The organism is Methylobacterium sp. J-076, assembly GCF_022829405.1.
GTDB lineage: Bacteria > Pseudomonadota > Alphaproteobacteria > Rhizobiales > Beijerinckiaceae > Methylobacterium.
Genome location: NZ_JAKSXW010000037.1, coordinates 1 through 19,971, shown reverse-complemented (window position 1 = coordinate 19,971; position 19,971 = coordinate 1). Strand labels below are relative to the sequence as shown.

At 71.4% G+C, this 19,971-nt stretch carries 11 protein-coding genes; 8 read left to right on the top strand and 3 right to left on the bottom strand.

Annotation, left to right across the window (positions count from 1 at the left end):
* Positions 1-332 precede the first annotated feature (332 nt).
* From MKK53_RS02560 to zwf, 5 genes are all read left to right on the top strand, one after another.
* Complete coding sequence (locus MKK53_RS02560) at positions 333-3,458, top strand: MdtB/MuxB family multidrug efflux RND transporter permease subunit (RefSeq protein WP_243926599.1); 3,126 nt, start codon at positions 333-335, stop codon at positions 3,456-3,458.
* The gene (locus MKK53_RS02555) at positions 3,455-4,345 is read left to right on the top strand and encodes an endonuclease domain-containing protein (RefSeq protein WP_243926597.1); all 891 of its coding nucleotides are present in this window, start codon (positions 3,455-3,457) and stop codon (positions 4,343-4,345) included. Before MKK53_RS02560 ends, MKK53_RS02555 begins: the two co-directional genes overlap by 4 nt.
* On the top strand, positions 4,342-7,791 hold the full coding sequence (locus MKK53_RS02550) for an efflux RND transporter permease subunit (protein ID WP_243926595.1): 3,450 nt from the start codon (positions 4,342-4,344) through the stop codon (positions 7,789-7,791). The genes MKK53_RS02555 and MKK53_RS02550 overlap by 4 nt, the downstream gene beginning before the upstream one ends.
* Before the next feature lie 206 nt (positions 7,792-7,997).
* The gene (locus tag MKK53_RS02545; RefSeq protein ID WP_243926593.1) at positions 7,998-9,521 is read left to right on the top strand and encodes an efflux transporter outer membrane subunit; all 1,524 of its coding nucleotides are present in this window, start codon (positions 7,998-8,000) and stop codon (positions 9,519-9,521) included.
* 133 nt (positions 9,522-9,654) lie between these two features.
* On the top strand, positions 9,655-11,181 hold the full coding sequence (zwf, locus tag MKK53_RS02540; RefSeq protein WP_409564258.1) for a glucose-6-phosphate dehydrogenase: 1,527 nt from the start codon (positions 9,655-9,657) through the stop codon (positions 11,179-11,181).
* Here the strand turns inward: zwf and rnhA are convergent, their stop codons facing one another.
* From rnhA to ispH, 3 genes are all read right to left on the bottom strand, one after another.
* A complete protein-coding gene (gene rnhA, locus MKK53_RS02535; RefSeq protein ID WP_243926591.1) occupies positions 11,182-11,631 on the bottom strand; it encodes a ribonuclease HI in 450 nt (149 codons plus the stop codon).
* Positions 11,628-12,593 (bottom strand): homoserine kinase, encoded by a 966-nt coding sequence (locus MKK53_RS02530; RefSeq protein WP_243926589.1) that lies wholly within the window; start codon positions 12,591-12,593, stop codon positions 11,628-11,630. Before MKK53_RS02530 ends, rnhA begins: the two co-directional genes overlap by 4 nt.
* A gap of 198 nt (positions 12,594-12,791) precedes the next feature.
* Complete coding sequence (ispH, locus tag MKK53_RS02525; protein WP_243926587.1) at positions 12,792-13,799, bottom strand: 4-hydroxy-3-methylbut-2-enyl diphosphate reductase; 1,008 nt, start codon at positions 13,797-13,799, stop codon at positions 12,792-12,794.
* 377 nt (positions 13,800-14,176) lie between these two features.
* Here ispH and MKK53_RS02520 point away from each other — a divergent pair, with 377 nt between their 5' ends.
* The 3 genes from MKK53_RS02520 (at position 14,177) to MKK53_RS02510 (ending at position 18,741) form a co-directional block, all read left to right on the top strand.
* Entirely contained in the window at positions 14,177-15,718 is a 1,542-nt protein-coding gene (locus tag MKK53_RS02520) for a formyl transferase (RefSeq protein ID WP_243926601.1), read from the top strand.
* Between the two features lie 87 nt (positions 15,719-15,805).
* On the top strand, positions 15,806-18,148 hold the full coding sequence (locus MKK53_RS02515; RefSeq protein ID WP_243926585.1) for an Orn/Lys/Arg decarboxylase N-terminal domain-containing protein: 2,343 nt from the start codon (positions 15,806-15,808) through the stop codon (positions 18,146-18,148).
* The gene (locus MKK53_RS02510; protein WP_243926583.1) at positions 18,148-18,741 is read left to right on the top strand and encodes a GNAT family N-acetyltransferase; all 594 of its coding nucleotides are present in this window, start codon (positions 18,148-18,150) and stop codon (positions 18,739-18,741) included. The genes MKK53_RS02515 and MKK53_RS02510 overlap by 1 nt, the downstream gene beginning before the upstream one ends.
* The last annotated feature ends 1,230 nt before the right edge of the window (positions 18,742-19,971 follow it).

Genomic DNA, 19,971 nt, shown 5'->3' with positions numbered 1-19,971 from the left:
AGGCCTCCGCCGAGGACGGACAGGGAGAGCTGGCCGCAGGGCCGCAGGCGCCTTCCGCCGACGCGGCGAAGGAGGCCGCCGGCGAGGGCGAGCCGCAGCAGCAGGGCGGGCGCAGACGGCACCGGAAGGGGCAGTGATGGGCGCGGGCCGCGTGACGCCTCACTCCCCCCTCTGTGGGGGAGGGTACCCCGTGCAGCGGGGGGGGAGAGGGGAGCGCCGGTGCCGGAGAAGCCGCGCCGGGCGCGGCTTCTCCGGCACCGGCGCTCCCCTCTCCCGACCCCCGCTGACGCGGGGGCCACCCTCCCCCGCAGGGGGGGGAGGGGGAGCGCGCGATGAACCCGTCCCGCCTGTTCATCCTTCGCCCGGTCGCCACCACGCTGCTGATGCTGGCGATCCTGATCGTCGGCGGGGTGTCGTACCTGAACCTGCCGGTCTCGGCCCTGCCCTCGGTCGACTACCCGACCATCCAGGTCCAGACCTTCTACCCCGGGGCCAGCCCGGAGGTGATGACCTCCTCCGTCACCGCGCCCCTGGAGCGGCAGTTCGGCCAGCTCGCCAACCTCAACCAGATGACCTCGCAATCCTCGGCGGGGGCCTCGGTCATCACCCTTCAGTTCAACCTCGATCTCGGCCTCGACATCGCCGAGCAGCAGGTCCAGGCGGCGATCAACGCGGCGGGCAACCTGCTGCCCTCGGACCTGCCGGCGCCCCCGGTCTACGCCAAGGTGAACCCGGCCGACGCCCCCGTCCTGACGCTGGCCCTCACCTCCAAGACCCTGCCGCTGACGCAGGTGCGGGACCTGTCCGAGACGCGCCTCGCCCAGAAGATCAGCCAGGTGGCGGGCGTGGGCCTCGTGAGCATCTCCGGCGGGCAGCGGCCGGCGGTGCGGGTGCGCTTCAACGCCCGCCAGCTCGCCGCCTACGGCCTCAACATCGACGACCTGCGCACGACGATCACCAACCTGAACGTCAACACGCCCAAGGGGACGATCGACGGGCCGAAGCAGTCCTACGCGATCAACGCCAACGACCAGATCCGCGACCCGAAGGCCTACGATGCGGCCATCATCGCCTACCGCAACGGCGCCCCCGTCCGGCTCTCCGACGTCGCCGACGTGGTGGACGCGCCCGAGAACACCAAGCTCGGCGCCTGGGCGGACGAGACGCCGGCCGTCATCCTCAACATCCAGCGCCAGCCGGGGGCGAACGTCATCGCCACCGTCGACAAGATCAAGCAGCTGCTCCCGCAATTGCAGGCGAGCCTGCCGCAGGCCGTGACGGTGACCCCGCTCACCGACCGGACCACGACGATCCGCGCCTCGGTGGACGACGTGCAGTTCGAGCTGGGGCTGGCCATCGCCCTGGTCGTGCTGGTGATCTTCCTGTTCCTGCGCAGCCTGTCGGCGACGCTGATCCCGAGCCTGTCGGTGCCGCTCTCGCTGATCGGCGCCCTCTCGGTGATGGACCTCTACGGCTTCTCCCTCGACAACCTGTCGCTGATGGCCCTCACCATCGCCACGGGCTTCGTCGTGGACGACGCCATCGTGGTGATCGAGAACATCGCCCGCCACGTGGAGGAGGGCGATGCGCCCCTGGAGGCGGCCCTCAAGGGCAGCCGGGAGATCGGCTTCACCATCATCTCGCTCACCGTCTCGCTGATCGCGGTGCTGATCCCGCTGCTGTTCATGGGGGACGTGGTCGGCCGGCTGTTCCACGAATTCGCGATCACGCTGGCCGCCACCATCGTCATCTCCGCGGTGGTCTCCCTGACCCTGGTGCCGATGCTCTGCGCCCGGCTCCTGAAGCACGTGCCCGAGGCCGCCCATGGGGCGCGCCGGGAGGGGCCGATCGCGCGGATGGGCCGGAACGCCATCGAGGGCACCGTCGCCGCCTACGGCCGGGCGCTGCGGGTGGTGCTCGCCCACCAGGGCCTGACGCTCCTCGTCACCCTCGGCACGGTGGCGCTCACCGCCTACCTGTTCGTGGTGATCCCCAAGGGGTTCTTCCCGATCCAGGATACGGGGGTGATCCAGGGCATCACCCAGGCCGACCAGTCGGTCTCCTACGCGGCCATGGCCGAGCGGCAGCAGCGGCTGGCGGCGATCATCGTGAAGGACCCCGACGTCCAGAGCCTGTCCTCCTTCATCGGGGTCGACGGCCAGAACGTCACGCTCAATTCCGGGCGGATGCTCATCAACCTGAAGCCCCGCGACGCGCGCACCGCCACCGCGAGCGAGATCATCCGGCGGATCGGCGCGGCCGCCGCGTCCGAGCCCGGCATCCGCCTCTACATGCAGCCGGTCCAGGACCTGACCATCGACACCGCCGTGTCGGCGACGCAGTACCAGGTGATCCTGGAGAGCCCGAACCTCGAGGATTTCGAGACCTGGGTGCCCCGCTTCACCGCCGCGCTCGCCGCCTCCCCCGCCGTCGCCGACGTGACCAGCGACCACCAGGGCCAGGGGCTGGCCGCCTACGTCACCATCGACCGGCCCACGGCGGGCCGCTACGGCATCACCCCGGCCACCATCGACAACGCCCTCTACGACGCCTTCGGGCAGCGCATCATCTCGACGATCTTCACCCAGTCCAACCAGTACCGGGTGATCCTCGAGGCCGACCCGGACCTGCACAAGACCCTGGACAGCCTGAACGGCATCTACCTGCCCTCGTCCACGGCGACGAACGGGCAGGTGCCCCTGTCCTCGGTGGCGCGGGTCAGCGAGCGGCGGGCGCCGCTGCTGATCTCGCATCTCGGCCAGTTCCCGGCGACGACCGTGTCGTTCAACCTCGCCCCCGGCGCGGCCCTGGGGCAGGCGGTGGAGGCGATCGACGCCGCCAAGGCCGCGATCGACCTGCCGCCGTCCTTCCGGGTGGTGCCGCAGGGCTCGGTCTTCGCCTTCCAGGGGGCGCTCGGCAACGAGCTGTTCCTGGTGCTGGCGGCCATCGTGACGGTCTACATCGTGCTGGGCGTGCTCTACGAGAGCTTCATCCACCCGATCACCATCCTCTCGACCCTGCCCTCGGCGGGGATCGGGGCGCTCGCCGGGCTGATGCTGTTCGGGCTGTCCCTCGACATCATCGCGATCATCGGCATCGTGCTGCTGATCGGCATCGTGAAGAAGAACGCGATCATGATGATCGACTTCGCGCTCCAGGCCGAGCGCGAGGACGGGCTCGGCCCCCGGGAGGCGATCGAGCAGGCCTGCCTCCTGCGCTTCCGGCCGATCCTGATGACGACGCTGGCGGCGTTGTTCGCGGCGGTGCCGCTGATCCTCGGCACGGGCGTCGGCTCCGAGCTGCGCCAGCCGCTGGGCATCTGCATCGCGGGCGGGCTGATCGTCAGCCAGGTGCTGACGCTGTTCACCACGCCGGTGATCTACCTCGCGTTCGACAGGCTGGAACGGCGGGTCTCGGGCCGGGGGCGGGCGATCGAAGGCGGCGAGGTGCTGCCGTGACGGATCGCGCCGTGCTCCCTCCCCCCCCTGCGGGGGAGGGTACCCCGCGCAGCGGGGGGGGAGAGGGGAGCGCCCTCACAGGACAGCGCGCGCCGGGTGCCTCATCCGCCAGCGTCGCGCCGCCCCTTTCCCGATCCCTGCCGACGCAGGGGTCCCCCTCTCCCGCAGAGGGGGAAGGAAGAGGGTGTTCCGGTGAGCGCCGCTTCGAACCGGTCTCCCTCCGCCTGCGCGATTTCGCGAAGGAACAGCGTCGGCTGCGGACGAACGCGGAGGACCTGTTCTGGCAGCAGGTCCGCGCCGGCCGTTTCCGCGGGCTGAAGTTCCGGCGTCAGGCCCCGGTCCCGCCCTATATCGCCGACTTCCTCTGCGCCTCGGTGCGCCTGATCGTCGAACTCGACGGCGAGCCGCATGAGACGGAGGAGCGCCGCCAGCGCGATGCCAAACGCGATGAGTGGCTCAAGGCTCAGGGTTTTGATGTCCTGCGCTTTCCGAACGACCTCGTGCTGATGAACCTCGGGGCCGTGCTCGATAGGGTCGGAGAGGCTGTCCGGGCGCGGCTAGGGCGCGACCTCTCCGGCACCGTCGCTCCCCTCTCCCGACCCCGGCTGACGCCGGGGCCACCCTCCCCCGCAGAGGGGGGAGGGAGCACGCGCGTCCAGTCCGGTTCTGGCGAGCACGCTGCCGGCGAAACAAAACACACCGCTCCCCCTCCCCCCTCTGCGGGGGAGGGTACCCTGCGCAGCAGGGGGGGAGAGGGGAGCGCGGCTGCCGGAGCGGTCGCGCCGGGCGTCACATCCTCCACCGTCGCGCTGCACCTCTCTCGACCCCCGCTGACGCCGGGGTCGCACTCCCCCGCAGAGGGCGGAGGGGGACGGGAGGCGCCGTGAACATCTCCGAGCCCTTCATCCGCCGGCCGATCGCGACGACGCTGCTCACCATCGGCGTGCTGCTCGCGGGCGTCTTCGCCTTCCTCAGGCTGCCGGTCGCGCCCCTGCCGCAGATCGACTTCCCCGTCATCCTGGTCCAGGCGCAGATGTCCGGCGCCAGCCCCGAGACCATGGCGCAGACCGTCGCCGCCCCCCTGGAGCGGCGCCTCGGCGTCATCGCCGACGTCAACGAGATGACCTCGACGAGTTCGCTCGGCACGGTCCGCATCGTCCTGCTGTTCGGCCTGAACCGCGACATCGACGGCGCCGCCCGGGACGTGCAGGCCGCCATCAATGCGGCCCGGGCCGACCTGCCGACCGCGCTGCGCCAGAACCCCACCTACCGGAAGTTCAACCCCGCCGAGACGCCGATCATCATCCTCGGCATGACCTCGGACACCCTGACCCGGGGGCAGGTCTACGATTCCGCCGCCACCGTGGTGCAGCAGAAGCTGTCGCAGCTGCCCGGCGTCGGCAACGTCGATGTCGGCGGATCGTCCCTGCCGGCGGTGCGGGTGGAGCTCGATCCCACCGCCCTGTTCAACTACGGCATCGGGCTGGAGGGCATCCGTGCGGCGCTGGCCTCGGCCAACGCCAACTCGCCCAAGGGCGAGCTCGACGTGGGCGAACGCCGCTACCAGCTCTACGCCAACGACCAGGGGCGGAAGGCCGCCGACTACCGCGACATCGTCGTGGCCTACCGCAACGGCGCGGCGGTGCGGCTCACCGATGTCGGCAAGGTGGAGGACGGCGTCGAGGACAAGCGCAACCTCGGCATCGTCAACGGCAAGCCCGGCGTCCTGCTGTTCGTCTACAAGCAGCCCGGCGCCAACGTCATCGACACGATCAACGGCGTGAAGAAGGCCCTGCCGCAGATCACGGCGGCGCTGCCCGGCGGCATCGACATCAAGCTCACCGGCGACCGCAGCGCCACCATCCGCGCCTCCCTGGCGGCGACGGAGGAGACGCTGATCGTGGCGGTGGGCCTCGTGATCCTCGTGGTCTACGCCTTCCTCCGCTCGGGGCGGGCGACCCTCATCCCCGCCGTCGCCGTGCCGATCTCCATCGTCGGCACCTTCTCGGCGATGTACCTGCTGAACTACTCCCTCAACATCCTGTCGCTGATGGCGCTGATCATCGGCACGGGCTTCGTCGTGGACGACGCCATCGTCGTGCTGGAGAACATCCAGCGCCATGTGGAGGAGGGGAAGCCCCGGCTCGAGGCGGCGCTCATCGGCGCCCGGGAGGTCGGCTTCACCGTCATCTCCATGAGCCTGTCGCTCATCGCCGTGTTCCTGCCGATCCTGCTGATGGGCGGGCTCGTCGGCCGCATCTTCCAGGAATTCGCCGTCACCCTGTCCCTGGCGATCCTGATCTCCCTCGTCCTGTCGCTCACCACGACGCCGATGATGTGCGCGAGGCTGCTGAAGCGCGAGGGGCACGGGGCGGGCCCGGGCGCCCCGGCCCAGCGCCGCAACCTGCTGGTGCGCCTCCTCGAAGGCGGGTTCGACGCCCTCCTCGGCGCTTATGCCCGCTCCCTGGAGATCGCGCTCCGCCACCCGCGCCTCGTGCTGCTGACGCTGCTGGGGACGGTGGGGCTCAACGTCTACCTCTACATCATCGTGCCCAAGGGCTTCTTCCCCGAGCAGGATACGGGGCAGATGATGGGCGGCGTCCAGGCCGACCAGCGCATCTCCTTCCAGTCCATGGAGAAGAAGCTGTCCCAGGCGGCGCAGATCGTCGGCGCGGACCCGGCGGTGGAGAGCGTCGTCGGGTTCACCGGCGGGCGGGGCACCAACTCGGCCAACGTCTTCGTGGGCCTGAAGCCCCTGGGCGAGCGGGATTCGATGACCGCCGTGACCGGCCGCCTGCGGCCGAAGCTGGCGCAGGTCGCGGGCGCCCGGCTCTACGTCTTCCCCCGCCAGGACCTGCAGATGGGCGGGCGCCAGAGCTTCGCCCAGTACCAGTACACCCTCCAGGGCGACACGCCGGAGGAGCTGAACGCCGCCGCGCCCAAGCTGCTGGCGGCCCTGCAGAAGGACCCGACCTTCGCCGACGTGACCTCCGACCAGCAGGACGGGGGGCTGGAGAGCCGCATCGTCATCGACCGGGCCACCGCCTTCCGCTACGGCATCACCCCCGACAAGATCGACCAGACCCTCTACGACGCCTTCGGCCAGCGGCAGGTCTCGACCATCTACAACCCGCTGAACCAGTACCACGTCGTGATGGAGATCGCCCCGCGCTACCTGGAGACGCCGGAGACGATCAAGCGCATCTTCGTCTCCACCTCCGGCGGCAACGCCCGCGGCTCGGCCACCACCAACGCGGTGGCGGGCACGGTGGCGGCGGGGGGCAGCGTGAACACCAACGCCGCCGCCGGCACGAGCAGCCCCGGCAGCACGTCCTCCACCGCGACGGGCACCGCCGCCGGGACCGGCGCCGTCGGCAGCGGCGCGGCGGGGGCGCTCGCCGCGGCCACGGCGGCCACCTCCACGGCCAGCACCGATGCCAGCACCAACGCGGCGGCGATCGCCTCCGATTCGGCCCGGAACGCCTCGTCCAACGCGCTGGCGGCCTCCAAGGGGGGCGCCTCGTCGAGCGCGCCGGTCTCCTCCGCCAAGGAGACGATGGTGCCCCTCTCGGCCTTCGCCCGCTTCGAGACCGGCAGCGCCCCCGTCCAGATCAGCCACCAGGGGCTGTTCGTCGCCACGACGATCTCGTTCAACCTCGCCCCGGGCAAGAGCCTGTCGGACGCCACCGCCGCCATCGACAAGGCCATGGCGGACCTGCGCTTGCCCGCGAGCATCCATGGCGAGTATGCCGGGGCCGCCAAGAACTACGTCTCCTCGGCCTCGCGCCAGCCGCTCCTGATCCTCGCCGCGATCCTGGCGGTCTACGCGGTGCTCGGAATCCTCTACGAGAGCTTCGTGCACCCGCTCACCATCCTCTCGACCCTGCCCTCGGCCGGCGTCGGTGCGGTGCTGGCGCTGCTGGTGACGGGGACGGAGTTCACGATCATCGCCCTCATCGCCGTGTTCCTGCTCATCGGCATCGTGAAGAAGAACGCGATCATGATGGTCGACGTCGCCATCGACGCCCAGCGCACCCGGGGCGCGAATCCGGTGGACGCGATCCGCGAGGCCTGCACCTTGCGCTTCCGGCCGATCATGATGACGACGCTCGCGGCCATGCTCGGCGCCGTCCCGCTCATCATCTCGACGGGGGAGGGGGCGGAACTGCGGCGGCCGCTGGGCATCGCCATCGTCGGCGGCCTGATCGTGAGCCAGATCCTGACCCTGTACACCACCCCGGTCGTCTACCTCTCCCTCGACCGCCTCCGGCAGCGCTGGCAAAACCGCCGCGGCCGGGCCGGCGGGGCGGCCCACGTGCCGGCGGGGGAGTGATGCGGGTGCCTCCTCGGGACGACGCAGACGGTGCCGGGACGCACCCCCTCGCCCCGCTTGCGGGGAGAGAGCCGCTCCCCTCATCCCACCCTTTCCCTCATCCTGAGGTGCCCACGTCGGTGGGCCTCGCAGGAGGGCTCCGGGGATCGCCACCCCGTCTGGAGCCCTCCGAGGCTGCGGCGCAGCACCCCGGGATGAGGTGGGGGATGGGATCGGGGCGAGGAGACGCACGCTTGGTGTCGCGCCTCGCCGCCACCCTCGCCGTCGCCACCACCCTCGCCGGCTGCGTCGTCGGCCCCGACTATTCCCGCCCCTCGGTGGAAACCCCGCTCGCCTACAAGCAGGGCGGCGTGCGCGAGGACAGCCCCGGCTACGTCGCCGCCCGCAGGAAGGGCTGGCGCGAGTCGAAGCCCGCCGACGCCGTCGAGCGGGGGGATTGGTGGCGCGTGTTCCGCGATCCCGCCCTCGACCGGCTGATCCGCCTCGTGGACGTGGACAACCAGTCCCTCCGGCAGGCGGTGGCGAATTACCGGCAGGCCCGGGCGCTGGTCGCCTCGGCCCAGGCGGCGCTGTACCCGACGGTGATCGGCGCCCCCTCGATCACCCGCTCGCAGGGCAGCGGGGTGGTGCGGACCAGCGTGTCGCTGCAGGGGCAGGCGAGCTGGGAGCTCGACCTGTTCGGCGCCACCCGGCGCAACATCGAGAGCGAGACGGCCCTCGCCCAGTCGGACGCCGCCACCATCGCCCTGACGCGCCTCGCCATCCAGGCCGAGGTCGCCGCCGACTACTTCTCGGTGCGCTACGCCGACTCCCTGCAGAAGGTGCTCGACAGCAACGTCGAGAACTTCACGAAGACGTTGCGCATCGCCGAGAACCAGTACGCCGCCGGCGTCGCCGCGCGCTCGGACGTGGTCACCGCCCAGACCCAGGTGCAGACGATCCAGGCGCAGGCCATCTCCGTGCGCCTCACCCGCATCCAGTACCTGAACGCCCTCGCCACGCTGATCGGCCGCCCGCCCTCCGAGGTGTCCGTCGCCGTCGCCGACCTGCCCCGCAACCCGCCGCAGGTGCCCGCGGGCATCCCCGGCGACCTGCTGGAGCGGCGGCCCGACGTCGCCCAGGCGGAGCGCCTCGTGCAGTCGCAGAGCGAGCGGATCGGCGTCGCCGTGGCCGCCTTCTTCCCCACCGTGACCCTCTCGGCCTCGGGCGGCCTCTCGGGGCTGACGAGCAACGGCCTCCTGTCGCCGGTCAACCAGGTCTGGGCGGTGACGGCGGCCGGCAGCGAGACCCTGTTCGAGGGGGGCGCCCGCATCGCCGCGGTGCGAGCCGCCGAGGGGGCCTACGATGCGGCGGTGGCGAACTACCGGCAGGTGGTGCTCGCCGCCTTCGCCGAGGTCGAGACCCAGATGGCCGCCCAGCGCATCCTGCGCCAGCAGCAGGGCGCGCAGGACGCCGCCGTCGAGTCGTCCCGCCGGGCCGTGGAGATCACCGTCAACGAGTACCGGGCCGGCACGCAGAACTTCACCACCGTGGTGACGGCGCAGGGGCTCCTCGTGAACAACGAGGTCGCCTCCCTCCAGGTGCTGCTGAACCGCTACACGGCGGCGATCACCCTGATCCGCGGCCTCGGCGGCGGCTGGGACGCCCGCGCCCTGCCGAGCGATTCCGAGCTGAAGGGGCCGAGCCTGCCGATCGATTACGGGGGGCAGGCGGTGCGCCCGGACGAGTGATCCGCCCCCCGCGGGGGGGCGACCCAGGCCCGCGCGCTCGTGATGGCGCCCCCGCCCGGGGGCCGGAACGCCATCCCCCGTGCGGGGTTGTCCCGCCGATTTCGCTGCAGTGCCGCACGCCGAGGGACTTCCGATGCCCGAGCAGATGACGCCCCTGAAGGACGATGCGGCCAGCGGCACGACGCCGGCCCCGCCCTGCACCCTCGTGATCTTCGGCGCGGGGGGCGACCTCACCAAGCGCCTGCTGATGCCCTCGCTCTACAACCTCGCCGGGGCCGGGCTGCTGCCGGAGGGCTTCTCCATCATCGGCGTCGATCACAGCGACGGGACCGACCAATCCCTGCGCGACACCCTGACGAAGACGATGGAGGAGTTCAGCAAGGACCCGACCTCCGAGTTCCACGCCGCGCATATCGACCCCAAGAGCTGGGGATTCATCCGCGACAGGCTGCACTACCTGAAGGGCGACTTCGAGAAGCCCGAGACCTTCCAGGCGGTCAAGGACCGGGTGAAGGGCAGCGCGGTGTTCTACTGCGCGGTGGCGGCCCGGTTCTTCGGCACCATCGTCGAGGGCCTCGGCCAGGCGGGTCTGCTGAAGCAGGAGGAGGGCAGCTTCCGCCGGGTGGTGATCGAGAAGCCGTTCGGCTCCGACCTCGCCTCGGCCAAGGCGCTGAACGCCCGCATCCTCAAGCAGGGTGACGAGAGCCAGTTCTACCGGATCGACCACTTCCTCGGAAAGGAGACGGTGCAGTCGATCATGGCCTTCCGTTTCGCCAACGGGATGCTGGAGCCGGTCTGGCGGCGGGAATACATCGACAGCGTGCAGATCACGGCGGCCGAGACGGTGGGCGTGGAAGAGCGCGGCGGCTTCTACGAGCCGACCGGGGCCCTGCGGGACATGGTGCCCAACCACATGTTCCAGCTCCTCTGCATGGTCGCCATGGAGCCGCCGAACTCCTTCGGTGCCGAGGCGGTGCGCAGCGAGAAGGCCAAGCTCGCCGAGGCGGTGCGGCCGATCCCGCCGGAGGATGCGGTGCGCGGCCAGTACGGTGCGGGCACGCTGGAGGGGCATTCCGTGCCCGGCTACCGGGACGAGCCGCACGTCGCCGGGGATTCGGTGACGGAGACCTACATCGCCCTGAAGCTCGCCATCGAGAACTGGCGCTGGGCGGGGGTGCCGTTCTACGTCCGCACCGGCAAGCGCATGACCGGGCGCCGCACCGAGATCGCGGTGCTGTTCAAGCCGGCCCCGTTCAAGATGTTCGAGGACACGCCCACCGACGACCTCGGCCCGACGGTGATGCGCATCACCATCGACCCGGATCACGGGATCAGCACGGAGTACAACGTCAAGGTGCCGGGGCCGGAGATGAAGGTCGGCCGGGTGCGCACGGCGTTCAAGTACAGCGACTTCTTCGCCGACACGCCCAATGTCGGCTACGAGACGCTGCTCTACGATTGCATGGTCGGCGACGCGACCCTGTTCCAGCGGGCCGACAACATCGAGGCCGGCTGGGCGGCGGTGGACCCGCTGCTGAAGGGCTGGCCGCAGGCGGACATTCCCCTCTACCCGGCCGGCAGCGCCGGCCCGAAGGAGGCCGACGCCCTGCTGGCCCGCGACGGGCGGCACTGGCTCGGGATCGACGGCACGACGGACTGACTACCGCCGCTTGAACGGCGCCATGGCCGCCACGGCGAGCGCATCGACCCGGTTGTTTAGCGGGTCGCTGGCGTGGCCCTTCACCCAGTGCCACGCCACCTCGTGGCGGTCGCGGGCCGCATCGACCCGGCGCCAGAGGTCCTCGTTCTTCACGGGCTTCTTGTCGGCGGTGCGCCAGCCCCTGGCCTTCCAGTTGTGGATCCAGGCGGTCACGCCCTGCCGCAGGTACTGGGAGTCGGTGAAGAGATCCACCTGGCAGGGGCGCTTCAGGGCCTCCAGCGCCTCGATGGCGGCCAGGAGCTCCATGCGGTTGTTGGTGGTGTGCGCCTCCCCGCCGGAGATCTCCTTGCGGGTCTCGCCGAAGATCAGGATCGCCCCCCAGCCCCCCGGCCCCGGATTCCCGGAGCAGGCCCCGTCCGTGTAGATCTTGACCCGTCCCTCGTCGCTCATGCCGCGCGTCCATAATCGGCCGCGCTGCTGGCCCGCCGGTGGAAGGCGAGGCGGCGGTCGTATTCGAGGGGGTCCTTCGGCTTCACCAGGGCGCCCGGCGGCACGTTCAGCCAGTCCACCAGCCGGGTCAGCATGAAGCGCAGGGCCGCGCCCCGGCACAGGATCGGCAGGGCCTCGACCTCGGCCGGTTCGAGGGCGCGCTGGGATTCGTAGCCGGCGATCATGGCCGTGGCCATGTCCCGGTGGAAGGTGCCCTGCGCATCGAAGCACCATGCGTTGAGGCAGACCGCGAGGTCGTAGGCGAAGGCGTCGGTGCAGGCGAAATAGAAGTCGATCAGCCCCGAGAGGGCGTCGCCGATGAAGAACACGTTGTCGGTGAACAGGTCGGCATGGATCACGCCGCCGGGCAGGGCCTGCGGCCAGCCCGCTTCCAGCACCGCGAGGTCGGCGAGGGTGCGCTCCGTCAGGCCGGGGGAGACCGAATCGGCCTGTCCGCCGGCCTGCGCGAAGAGCGGACGCCAGGATTCGACCGAGAGGCTGTTGGCCCGCACCATCGGGAAATCCCGCCCGGCGGCGTGGAGCCGCGCCAGGGCGACGCCGACCTCCCGGCAATGCCCCGGCCCCGGCGAGGACGGGGAGACGCCCTCGAGGAAGCTGACGAGGGCGGCGGGCCGGCCGCACAGGCGCCCGAGGGCGGTGCCGCTCCGGTCGCGGATCGGCTGCGGGCAGGCGAGGCCGTTCCGCGCCAGATGCTCCATCAGCCCGACGAAGAACGGCAGGTCCTGCTCGCGGACGCGCTTCTCGTAGAGGGTGAGGATGAAGGCGCCGCCGGTGGTGTGCAGGAAGTAGTTCGAGTTCTCGACCCCCTCGGCGATGCCCTTGCAGGAGAGCAGGGTGCCGATGTCGTAGGCCGCCAGGAACTCAGCGAGCGCCGCGTCGGATACCTCGGTGTAGACGGCCACGTGCGCGCGCTCGAAATTTCGGAGATGATGGATCCCAGCCCTCAAACCTCATCCTGAGGTGCCGTGCAAGCGGCCTCGCAGGAGGTCTCCAGGGATCGCGGCGGATCCTGGAGGTCTCCTGCGAGGCCCGCCAGACGCGGGCACCTCAGGATGAGGGTGCGAACGGGAAGGGCCGCGCAGGGGCGGTCCCGGGACTGCCTACTCCGCAGCTTCGTTGCGCAGCTCGCGCGGCAGCGGGAACACCATGTCCTCCACCACCGTCGAGACCGTGTCCACGGTCACGTCGTAGCGGGCGGCGAAGGCTTCGATGATCTCCTCCACCAGCACCTCGGGGGCCGAGGCGCCGGCCGTGAGGCCGAGCTTGGCGATGCCCTCGAAGGCCGGCCAGTCGATCTCCTCGGCCCGGTTGAGGAGCCGGGTGATCGGGCAGCCGACCCGCTCGGCCACCTCGCGCAGGCGCTGCGAGTTCGAGGAGTTCGAGGAGCCGACGACGATCAGCGCATCCACGAGGGGCGCCACCTGCTTCACCGCCTCCTGGCGGTTGGTGGTGGCGTAGCAGATGTCGTCCTTGTGCGGCCCGGTGATGGTCGGGAACTTCCGCTTCAGGGCTTCGACCACGTGGCGGGTGTCGTCCACCGACAGGGTCGTCTGCGTCACCCAGGCGAGGTTGTTCGGGTCCGCCGGCGTGAGGGCCTCGATCTGGTCGACGTCCTCGACCAGGGTGATGGAGCCCTTGGGCAGCTGGCCCATCGTGCCCACCACCTCCGGATGGCCGGAATGGCCGACCAGCAGGACGTGGCGCCCGCGCTTGTGGTGGATCTCCGCCTCCCGGTGGACCTTGGTCACCAGGGGGCAGGTGGCGTCGATGGTGGTCATCCCGCGGGAATCGGCGTTGGCCGGCACCGTCTTCGCCACGCCGTGGGCGGAGAAGATCACCGGGGCGTCGCCGTCCGGCACCTCGTCGAGCTCGCGCACGAACACCGCGCCCTTCCGCTTCAGGCTCTCGACCACGTACTTGTTGTGGACGATCTCGTGGCGCACGTAGACGGGCGGGCCGTGGATCGCGAGGGCGCGCTCCACCACGTCGATGGCGCGGACCACGCCGGCGCAGAAGCCGCGCGGGGCGCAGAGCAGGATGTTGAGCGGCGGCTTGGCCGTCTGGGTCGCGGGCTGGCCGGACTCGGAGGTTGTCGGTTGTACGGTCATGGGGGGGATGTGGCGAGGCCGGGGCCTTCCTGTCAACGGTCATCGCCCCCGAACCGGCCCGGATCGAGGCCACGGGCACAACCTGTAGCCGGTTTGCCGCGCCTCGGCCGCCCCGTATCCCCGTTTTCCCGGCACTCCGCCTCGATCGGATCGGCCGGGGACGGCTGGACCCGGCCGCAAGAATTCACGATGATGCGATCAGACAAGACCGTTGCGGCCGCAAAAGGTCTTGCCCATTGCAAGTCTTGGCGGCCGGGACTCGTCGCGATGACAGGGAGAAGGCGTCCGGGTGCTCACCGGAACGCGCCGAGCCGGCGGGGGGACATGTCGTCCGCCCGCCCGATGCTTCGCCATCTGCCGTGACGGCGCAATTGCTGATGGCGGCCGAGGGGCCGCCGCTCGCCACGCAGGCCCTGCGCACGATCCTCGTCCGGCTCGACCGGGACGCCCTGCGCGGCTGGCACCTGCGGCTGCTGGAGCGCCTGGGCCAGCGCGCCGACTGCCGGCTCGTCGTGGACGCGGTGGCCGGCACGGCCGGCGCGCTGCCGGCGAACGCGGAACTGCTGTTCCAGCTCGAGGCGACGATCCACGGCCTGCCCCGGCCCGGCCTCGCCACGGCCGCGGCCCCCGTGGCCCTCGCGCCCTACGAGGGGGCGGAGGCCGGGGCTCCCGACCTCGTCCTCGACCTGTGCGGCGCCCCGGCCGGGCCCGACGCCGAGACCTGGCGGCTCGATTACGACGGCAATCCCGGCGAGGCCGGGCTGCTTGCCGCCCTCTTCTCCGGCCGCGCCCCCGTGGCGGCCCTGCGGGACGGGGGCGGCATGGCCGTCGCCGCCGGCCGCCTGGGGGCGGAATCGCTGACGGTGATGCTCGTGGCCTTCGAGGATTACCTCGCGCGCACCATCACCCTCATCGAAGCCGCCCTGTCCGGGGCCGCCTCCCGCGACCTGCCCGAGGGCGACCTCGCCGCGCCCGCGCCGGGGGGCGCCTTCGACATCGGCGGGTGGACCGCCCGCCGCCGGGCCGCGGAGAACCTCGCCCGGCGGATCGCCCGGCGGCTCTACGGCCTGTGCTTCCACGGTGACCGGTGGCGGGTCGGCTGGCGGCGGATCGACGGGCCGGACCTCATCGACCTGCGCCGCCACCCGCCCGGCGGCTGGACCGACCTGCCCGACGACGGGCGGCGCTTCTATGCCGACCCCGTCGCCCTGGCCCATGGCGGCGGCGTCACCCTGTTCGTGGAGGAGTTCGATTACCGCCGCGGCAAGGGCGTGATCTCGGCCGTGCGCTTCGGGGCGCGGGGGCCCGTGGGGCGGCCGGAGCCCGTCCTCGAACTCGGCACGCACCTCTCCTACCCCTTCGTGTTCGAGGCGGGGGGTGAGGTCTGGATGATCCCCGAATCGAGCCGCTCGGCCACCATCGACCTGTACCGGGCGACGCAGTTCCCCGGCGGCTGGGTTCACGAGGCGGTCCTCGTGGCGGCCGTGGTGGCGAGCGACGCCACGCTGCTGCGCCATGCGGGGCGCTGGTGGCTCTTCGCCACCGTCCGCGCGGGGGGCGGGTCGTACTCGGATTCCCTCCACGTCTGGCACGCCGACGATTTCCGCGGGCCCTGGGTGGCGCACCCCCGCAACCCGGTGCTGATCGACGTCGCCTCCGCCCGCCCGGCCGGGCCCATCGTCCACCGGGGCGGGGCGCTGATCCGCCCCGTGCAGGATTGCCGCGGCGGCTACGGCTCGGCGCTCGGCCTCGCCCGGATCCTGCGCCTGGACGAGGACGGCTTCGCCCAGCGCGTGGAGACCCGCCTCTGCGCGGGCACGGATTGGCCGGGCTCGCGCCTGCACATGTACAGCGCGGCCGGCGGCCTCGAATTCATCGACGGCTCCCGGCGGCCGCGCCTGCGCCGGCCCGGCGGCTGAACGCCCGCGTCGCGGCGGGGTCCGTCATCGAACGGTCACAGACAGTCCGACAAGGCATGGGCCACTTCGTCTGCCAGGGGCCCGGGCATGGACTTCCACCGCCGCTTCACCGTCCTGATGTGTACGCCGGCCTTCGATCCGGACGACCTCGAGGGCGCCCGCGTCAACCAGATCGTCGCCGCGGTCGAGCAGCGGGGCTTCGAGGTGGTGCGCGCCCGGCGCGTAGAGGACGCGGCCATCGCCGTGCAGACCGACGCGGCGGTGGGCTGCCTCGTGGTCGATTGGGGCAAGCGCGGGCTCGACGGCAAGGCCGCCGCCCTCATCGACATGATGCGACGGCGCGGCCTGGAGATGCCCATCGTCATCATGGTCCGCCGCAAGCGGCTGGAGGACATCCCGGTCGAGCTGCTCGATTTCATCGACGGCTACATCTTCCTCGCCGAGGAAACGCCGGAATACATCGCGCGGGGCCTCGTCAGCCGGGTCACGCAATATGCCGAGACGCTGAAGACCCCGTTCTTCGGGGCGCTGGTCGACTACGCGGAGAAGGGCAACCAGCTCTGGACCTGCCCCGGCCACAACGGCGGCATCTTCTACAACCGCTCGCCGATCGGGCGGATCTTCGTGGAGCACCTCGGCGAGGCGATCTTTCGCGACGACCTCGACAACTCCGTCCTCGACCTCGGCGACCTGCTGACCCACGAGGGGCCGGCCCTCCGGGCGCAGAAGGAGGCCGCCGCGATCTTCGGGGCGGAGAAGACCTACTTCGTCCTCAACGGCACCTCCGCCTCCAACAAGATCGTGCTCTCCTCCCTGGTGGCGGAGGACGACCTCGTCCTGTTCGACCGCAACAACCACAAGGCGGCCCACCACGGCGCCCTGTTCCTCGGCGGCGGCATCCCGGTGTTCCTGGAGACCGACCGGAACGCCTTCGGGCTGATCGGCCCGATCTGCCACGAGGCCCTGGACGAGACCCGCATCCGCGAGAAGATCCGCACCAACCCCCTGGTGAAGGACAAGGAGGCGTGGCGCCGGGAGCGGCCGTTCCGCGTCGCGGTGATCGAGCAATGCACCTATGACGGCACGATCTACGACGCGCGGCTGATCGTGCAGAAGATCGGCCACCTCTGCGACTACATCATGTTCGATGAGGCCTGGGCGGGCTTCATGAAGTTCCACCCGCTCTATGCGGGCCGCTACGCCATGGGGCTGACCGGGCTCGACGAGACCTCGCCCGGCATCGTGGCGACGCAATCGACCCACAAGCAGCTCGCGAGCTTCAGCCAAGCCTCGCAGATCCACACCAAGGACAGCCACATCCGCGGCCAGACCCGGCGGGTGGAGCACAAGCGCCTGAACGAGAGCTTCCTCGTCCACGCCTCGACCTCGCCGTTCTACCCCCTCTTCGCCTCCCTCGACGTCGGCGCCCAGATGATGAAGGGGCGCTCCGGCATGATCCTGTGGGACGACACGATCCGGCTGGGCATCGAGTGGCGCAAGAAGGTCCGCGCCATCCGCCGGGAGTTCGAGGAGAACGAGGCCGACCCCGCCCGCCGCTGGTTCTTCGACCCGTTCGTGCCCGACCGGGTGAACGGCCCGGACGGCGAGCAGAGCTGGGAGAGCGTGCCCACCGACGCCCTGGCCTCCGACGCCCGCTACTGGGAGCTGACCCCCGGCGCCGCGTGGCACGGCTTCACCCATGTCGCGCCCGGCTACGCCATCACCGATCCGAACAAGCTGACGGTGCTCACCCCCGGCTTCGACCGGAAGACCGGCGCCTATGCCGAGCACGGCGTGCCCGCGCCCATCGTGGCGCAATACCTGCGTGAGAACCGGATCGTCGCGGAGAAGAACGACCTGAACTCGCTGCTCTTCCTGCTGACGCCGGGCGTCGAATCGTCCAAGGCCGGCACGCTGATCTCGGGGCTGGTCGCCTTCAAGCGCCTGCACGACGACAACGTGCTCCTGGAGGAGGCCATGCCGGAATTCGTGAAGCGGCGGCCCAACCGCTACCGGGGCGTGCGCCTGCGCGACCTCTGCACCGACCTGCACGCCTTCCACCGGGAGCACGGCACCTCGGCCCTCCAGCGCAAGCAGTTCATGCCGGAGCACCTGCCGGAGATGGTGATGCCGCCCAAGCAGGCCGCGCAGATGCTGACCCGCAACAAGGTCGACTACGTGCCCATCGCCGAAGCCGAGGGGCGGATCGCCACCACGCTGATGCTGGTCTACCCGCCGGGCATCGGCACGGTGCTGCCCGGCGAGCGGCTGGACGAGCGGGCCAAGCCCATGCTCGACTACTTCAAGATGTTCGAGGCCTCGGCCAACCTGTTCCCCGGCTTCGAGGCCGAGATCCAGGGCGTCTACCGGGAGGTGGACCCGGACGGGCGCATCCGCTTCCACACCTACGTCCTGCGAGAGGGGGCCTGATGGCGCCGGACGGCACCTCCGCCCCCGGCCCGGAGATCGTGATCCGCCCGTCCTCGGACGCGGACGTGGCGGCGATGATCGCCATCTACGAGCACCACATCGCCAAGGGCGTCGGCGACACGGGGGATTTCGAGGAGGAGCGCCTCCTCCCCGACGACCTGAAGCGGCGCCGCAAGACCATGCGCAAGAAGCGCCTGCCGCACCTCGTGGCCGAGCGGAACGGGGAGGTGGCGGGCTACGCCTACGCCGTCCCGTTCCGCAAGCGCCCCGCCTACCGCTACACGCTCAAGCACTCGATCTACGTGCATCACGGCCACCTCCACGCGGGCATCGGCCGGCGGCTTCTGCCGGCGTTGATCGAGTCCTGCGCCGCGGGGGGCTACCGGCAGATGATCGGCTACATCGACGCCGCCAACGAGGCGTCCCTCCGCCTGCACGAGGCCTGCGGCTTCCGGCGGGTCGGGACGCTCCCGTCGGTGGGCTACAAGTACGGCCGCTGGACCGACAGCGTGATGGTGCAGTGCGCCCTGGGCACCGGGTCCGACGACCAGCCGCAGCCGCGGGTGGTGCCCCCCGCGCCGGTGGGGTTGTAGGGACGCCCCGCGTGTTTCCCTCCCCCCTCTGCGGGGGAGGGTACCCTGCGCAGCAGGGGGGGAGAGGGGAGCGACGCATCCGGAAAGGTCGCGCCGGGCGTCCCATCCGGTCCCGTCGCGCCGCCCCTCTCCCGACCCCCTTCGCGGGCCACCCTCCCCCGCGGCGGGGGGCGGGACCCGCGCGTCAGCGGCCGGCGCAGGATCGGCAAGGTTATTCGTTGCGGGCCATCCCCCGCGCCCTCCCTCCCCCCTCTGCGGGGGAGGATACCCTGCGCAGCAGGGGGGGGGGGAGAGGGGAGCGACGCATCCGGAAAGGTCGCGCCGGGCGTCCGATCCGGTCCCGTCGCGCCGCCCCTCTCCCGACCCCCTTCGGGGGCCACCCTCCCCCGCGGAGGGGGGAGGGACCCGCGCGTCAGCGGCCGGCGCAGGATCGGCAAGGTTATTCGTTGCGGGCCATCCCCCGCGCCCTCCCTCCCCCCTCTGCGGGGGAGGATACCCTGCGCAGCAGGGGGGGGGGAGAGGGGAGCGACGCATCCGGAAAGGTCGCGCCGGGCGTCCCATCCGGTCCCGTCGCGCCGCCCCTCTCCCGACCCCCTTCGGGGGCCACCCTCCCCCGCAGAGGGGGGAGGGACCCGCGCGTCAGCGGCCGGCGCAGGATCGGCATAATTTTTATGGCCCGGGCCATCCCCCGCGCCCTCCCTCCCCCCTCTGCGGGGGAGGGTACCCTGCGCAGCAGGGGGGGAGAGGGGAGCGCCCTGTCCGGAAAGGTCGCGCCCGGTGCCGGATCCTGAACCGTCGCGCTGCCCCTCTCCCGACCCCCTGACGGGGGCCACCCTCCCCCGCAGAGGGGGGAGGGACAGGGCGGGGCTGGCTCGGCGCTGCAGGTCGCGTCGCCGGGCGAGGCTCCGACATGCCCCCAGGCACCCTCCCTCCCCCCTCTCCGCGCGAGGGTACCCTGTGCAGCAGGGGGGGAGAGCGCAGCGCCCTTCCCGGCAGGGTGCCGTCCGTGTCCATAGTGCCGACCACCGCGGCCCCACGCCCCCCCCTGCGCGACAGGGGCACCGCCCCCCCCGGGGGGGGAGGGAGGGGGCCTGGGGGGATGTCGGGGCCTCGCCCATGCACTCGACCTGCAGCGCGGGGCCAGCCCCGCCCTTTCCCTCCCCCCTCTGCGGGGGAGGGTGGCCCCCGTCAGGGGGTCGGGAGAGGGGCAGCGCGACGGTTCAGGATCCG

Bases quoted from the DNA above. Each gene is read 5' to 3' on its own strand.
- ispH (WP_243926587.1), bottom strand. From the start codon at position 13,799: ATGACCGTACAACCGACAACCTCCGAGTCCGGCCAGCCCGCGACCCAG.
- MKK53_RS02515 (WP_243926585.1), top strand. From the start codon at position 15,806: ATGGACTTCCACCGCCGCTTCACCGTCCTGATGTGTACGCCGGCCTTC.
- MKK53_RS02510 (WP_243926583.1), top strand. From the start codon at position 18,148: ATGGCGCCGGACGGCACCTCCGCCCCCGGCCCGGAGATCGTGATCCGC.
- MKK53_RS02520 (WP_243926601.1), top strand. From the start codon at position 14,177: ATGGCGGCCGAGGGGCCGCCGCTCGCCACGCAGGCCCTGCGCACGATC.
- zwf (WP_409564258.1), top strand. From the start codon at position 9,655: ATGCCCGAGCAGATGACGCCCCTGAAGGACGATGCGGCCAGCGGCACG.
- MKK53_RS02560 (WP_243926599.1), top strand. From the start codon at position 333: ATGAACCCGTCCCGCCTGTTCATCCTTCGCCCGGTCGCCACCACGCTG.
- MKK53_RS02545 (WP_243926593.1), top strand. From the start codon at position 7,998: ATGGGATCGGGGCGAGGAGACGCACGCTTGGTGTCGCGCCTCGCCGCC.
- rnhA (WP_243926591.1), bottom strand. From the start codon at position 11,631: ATGAGCGACGAGGGACGGGTCAAGATCTACACGGACGGGGCCTGCTCC.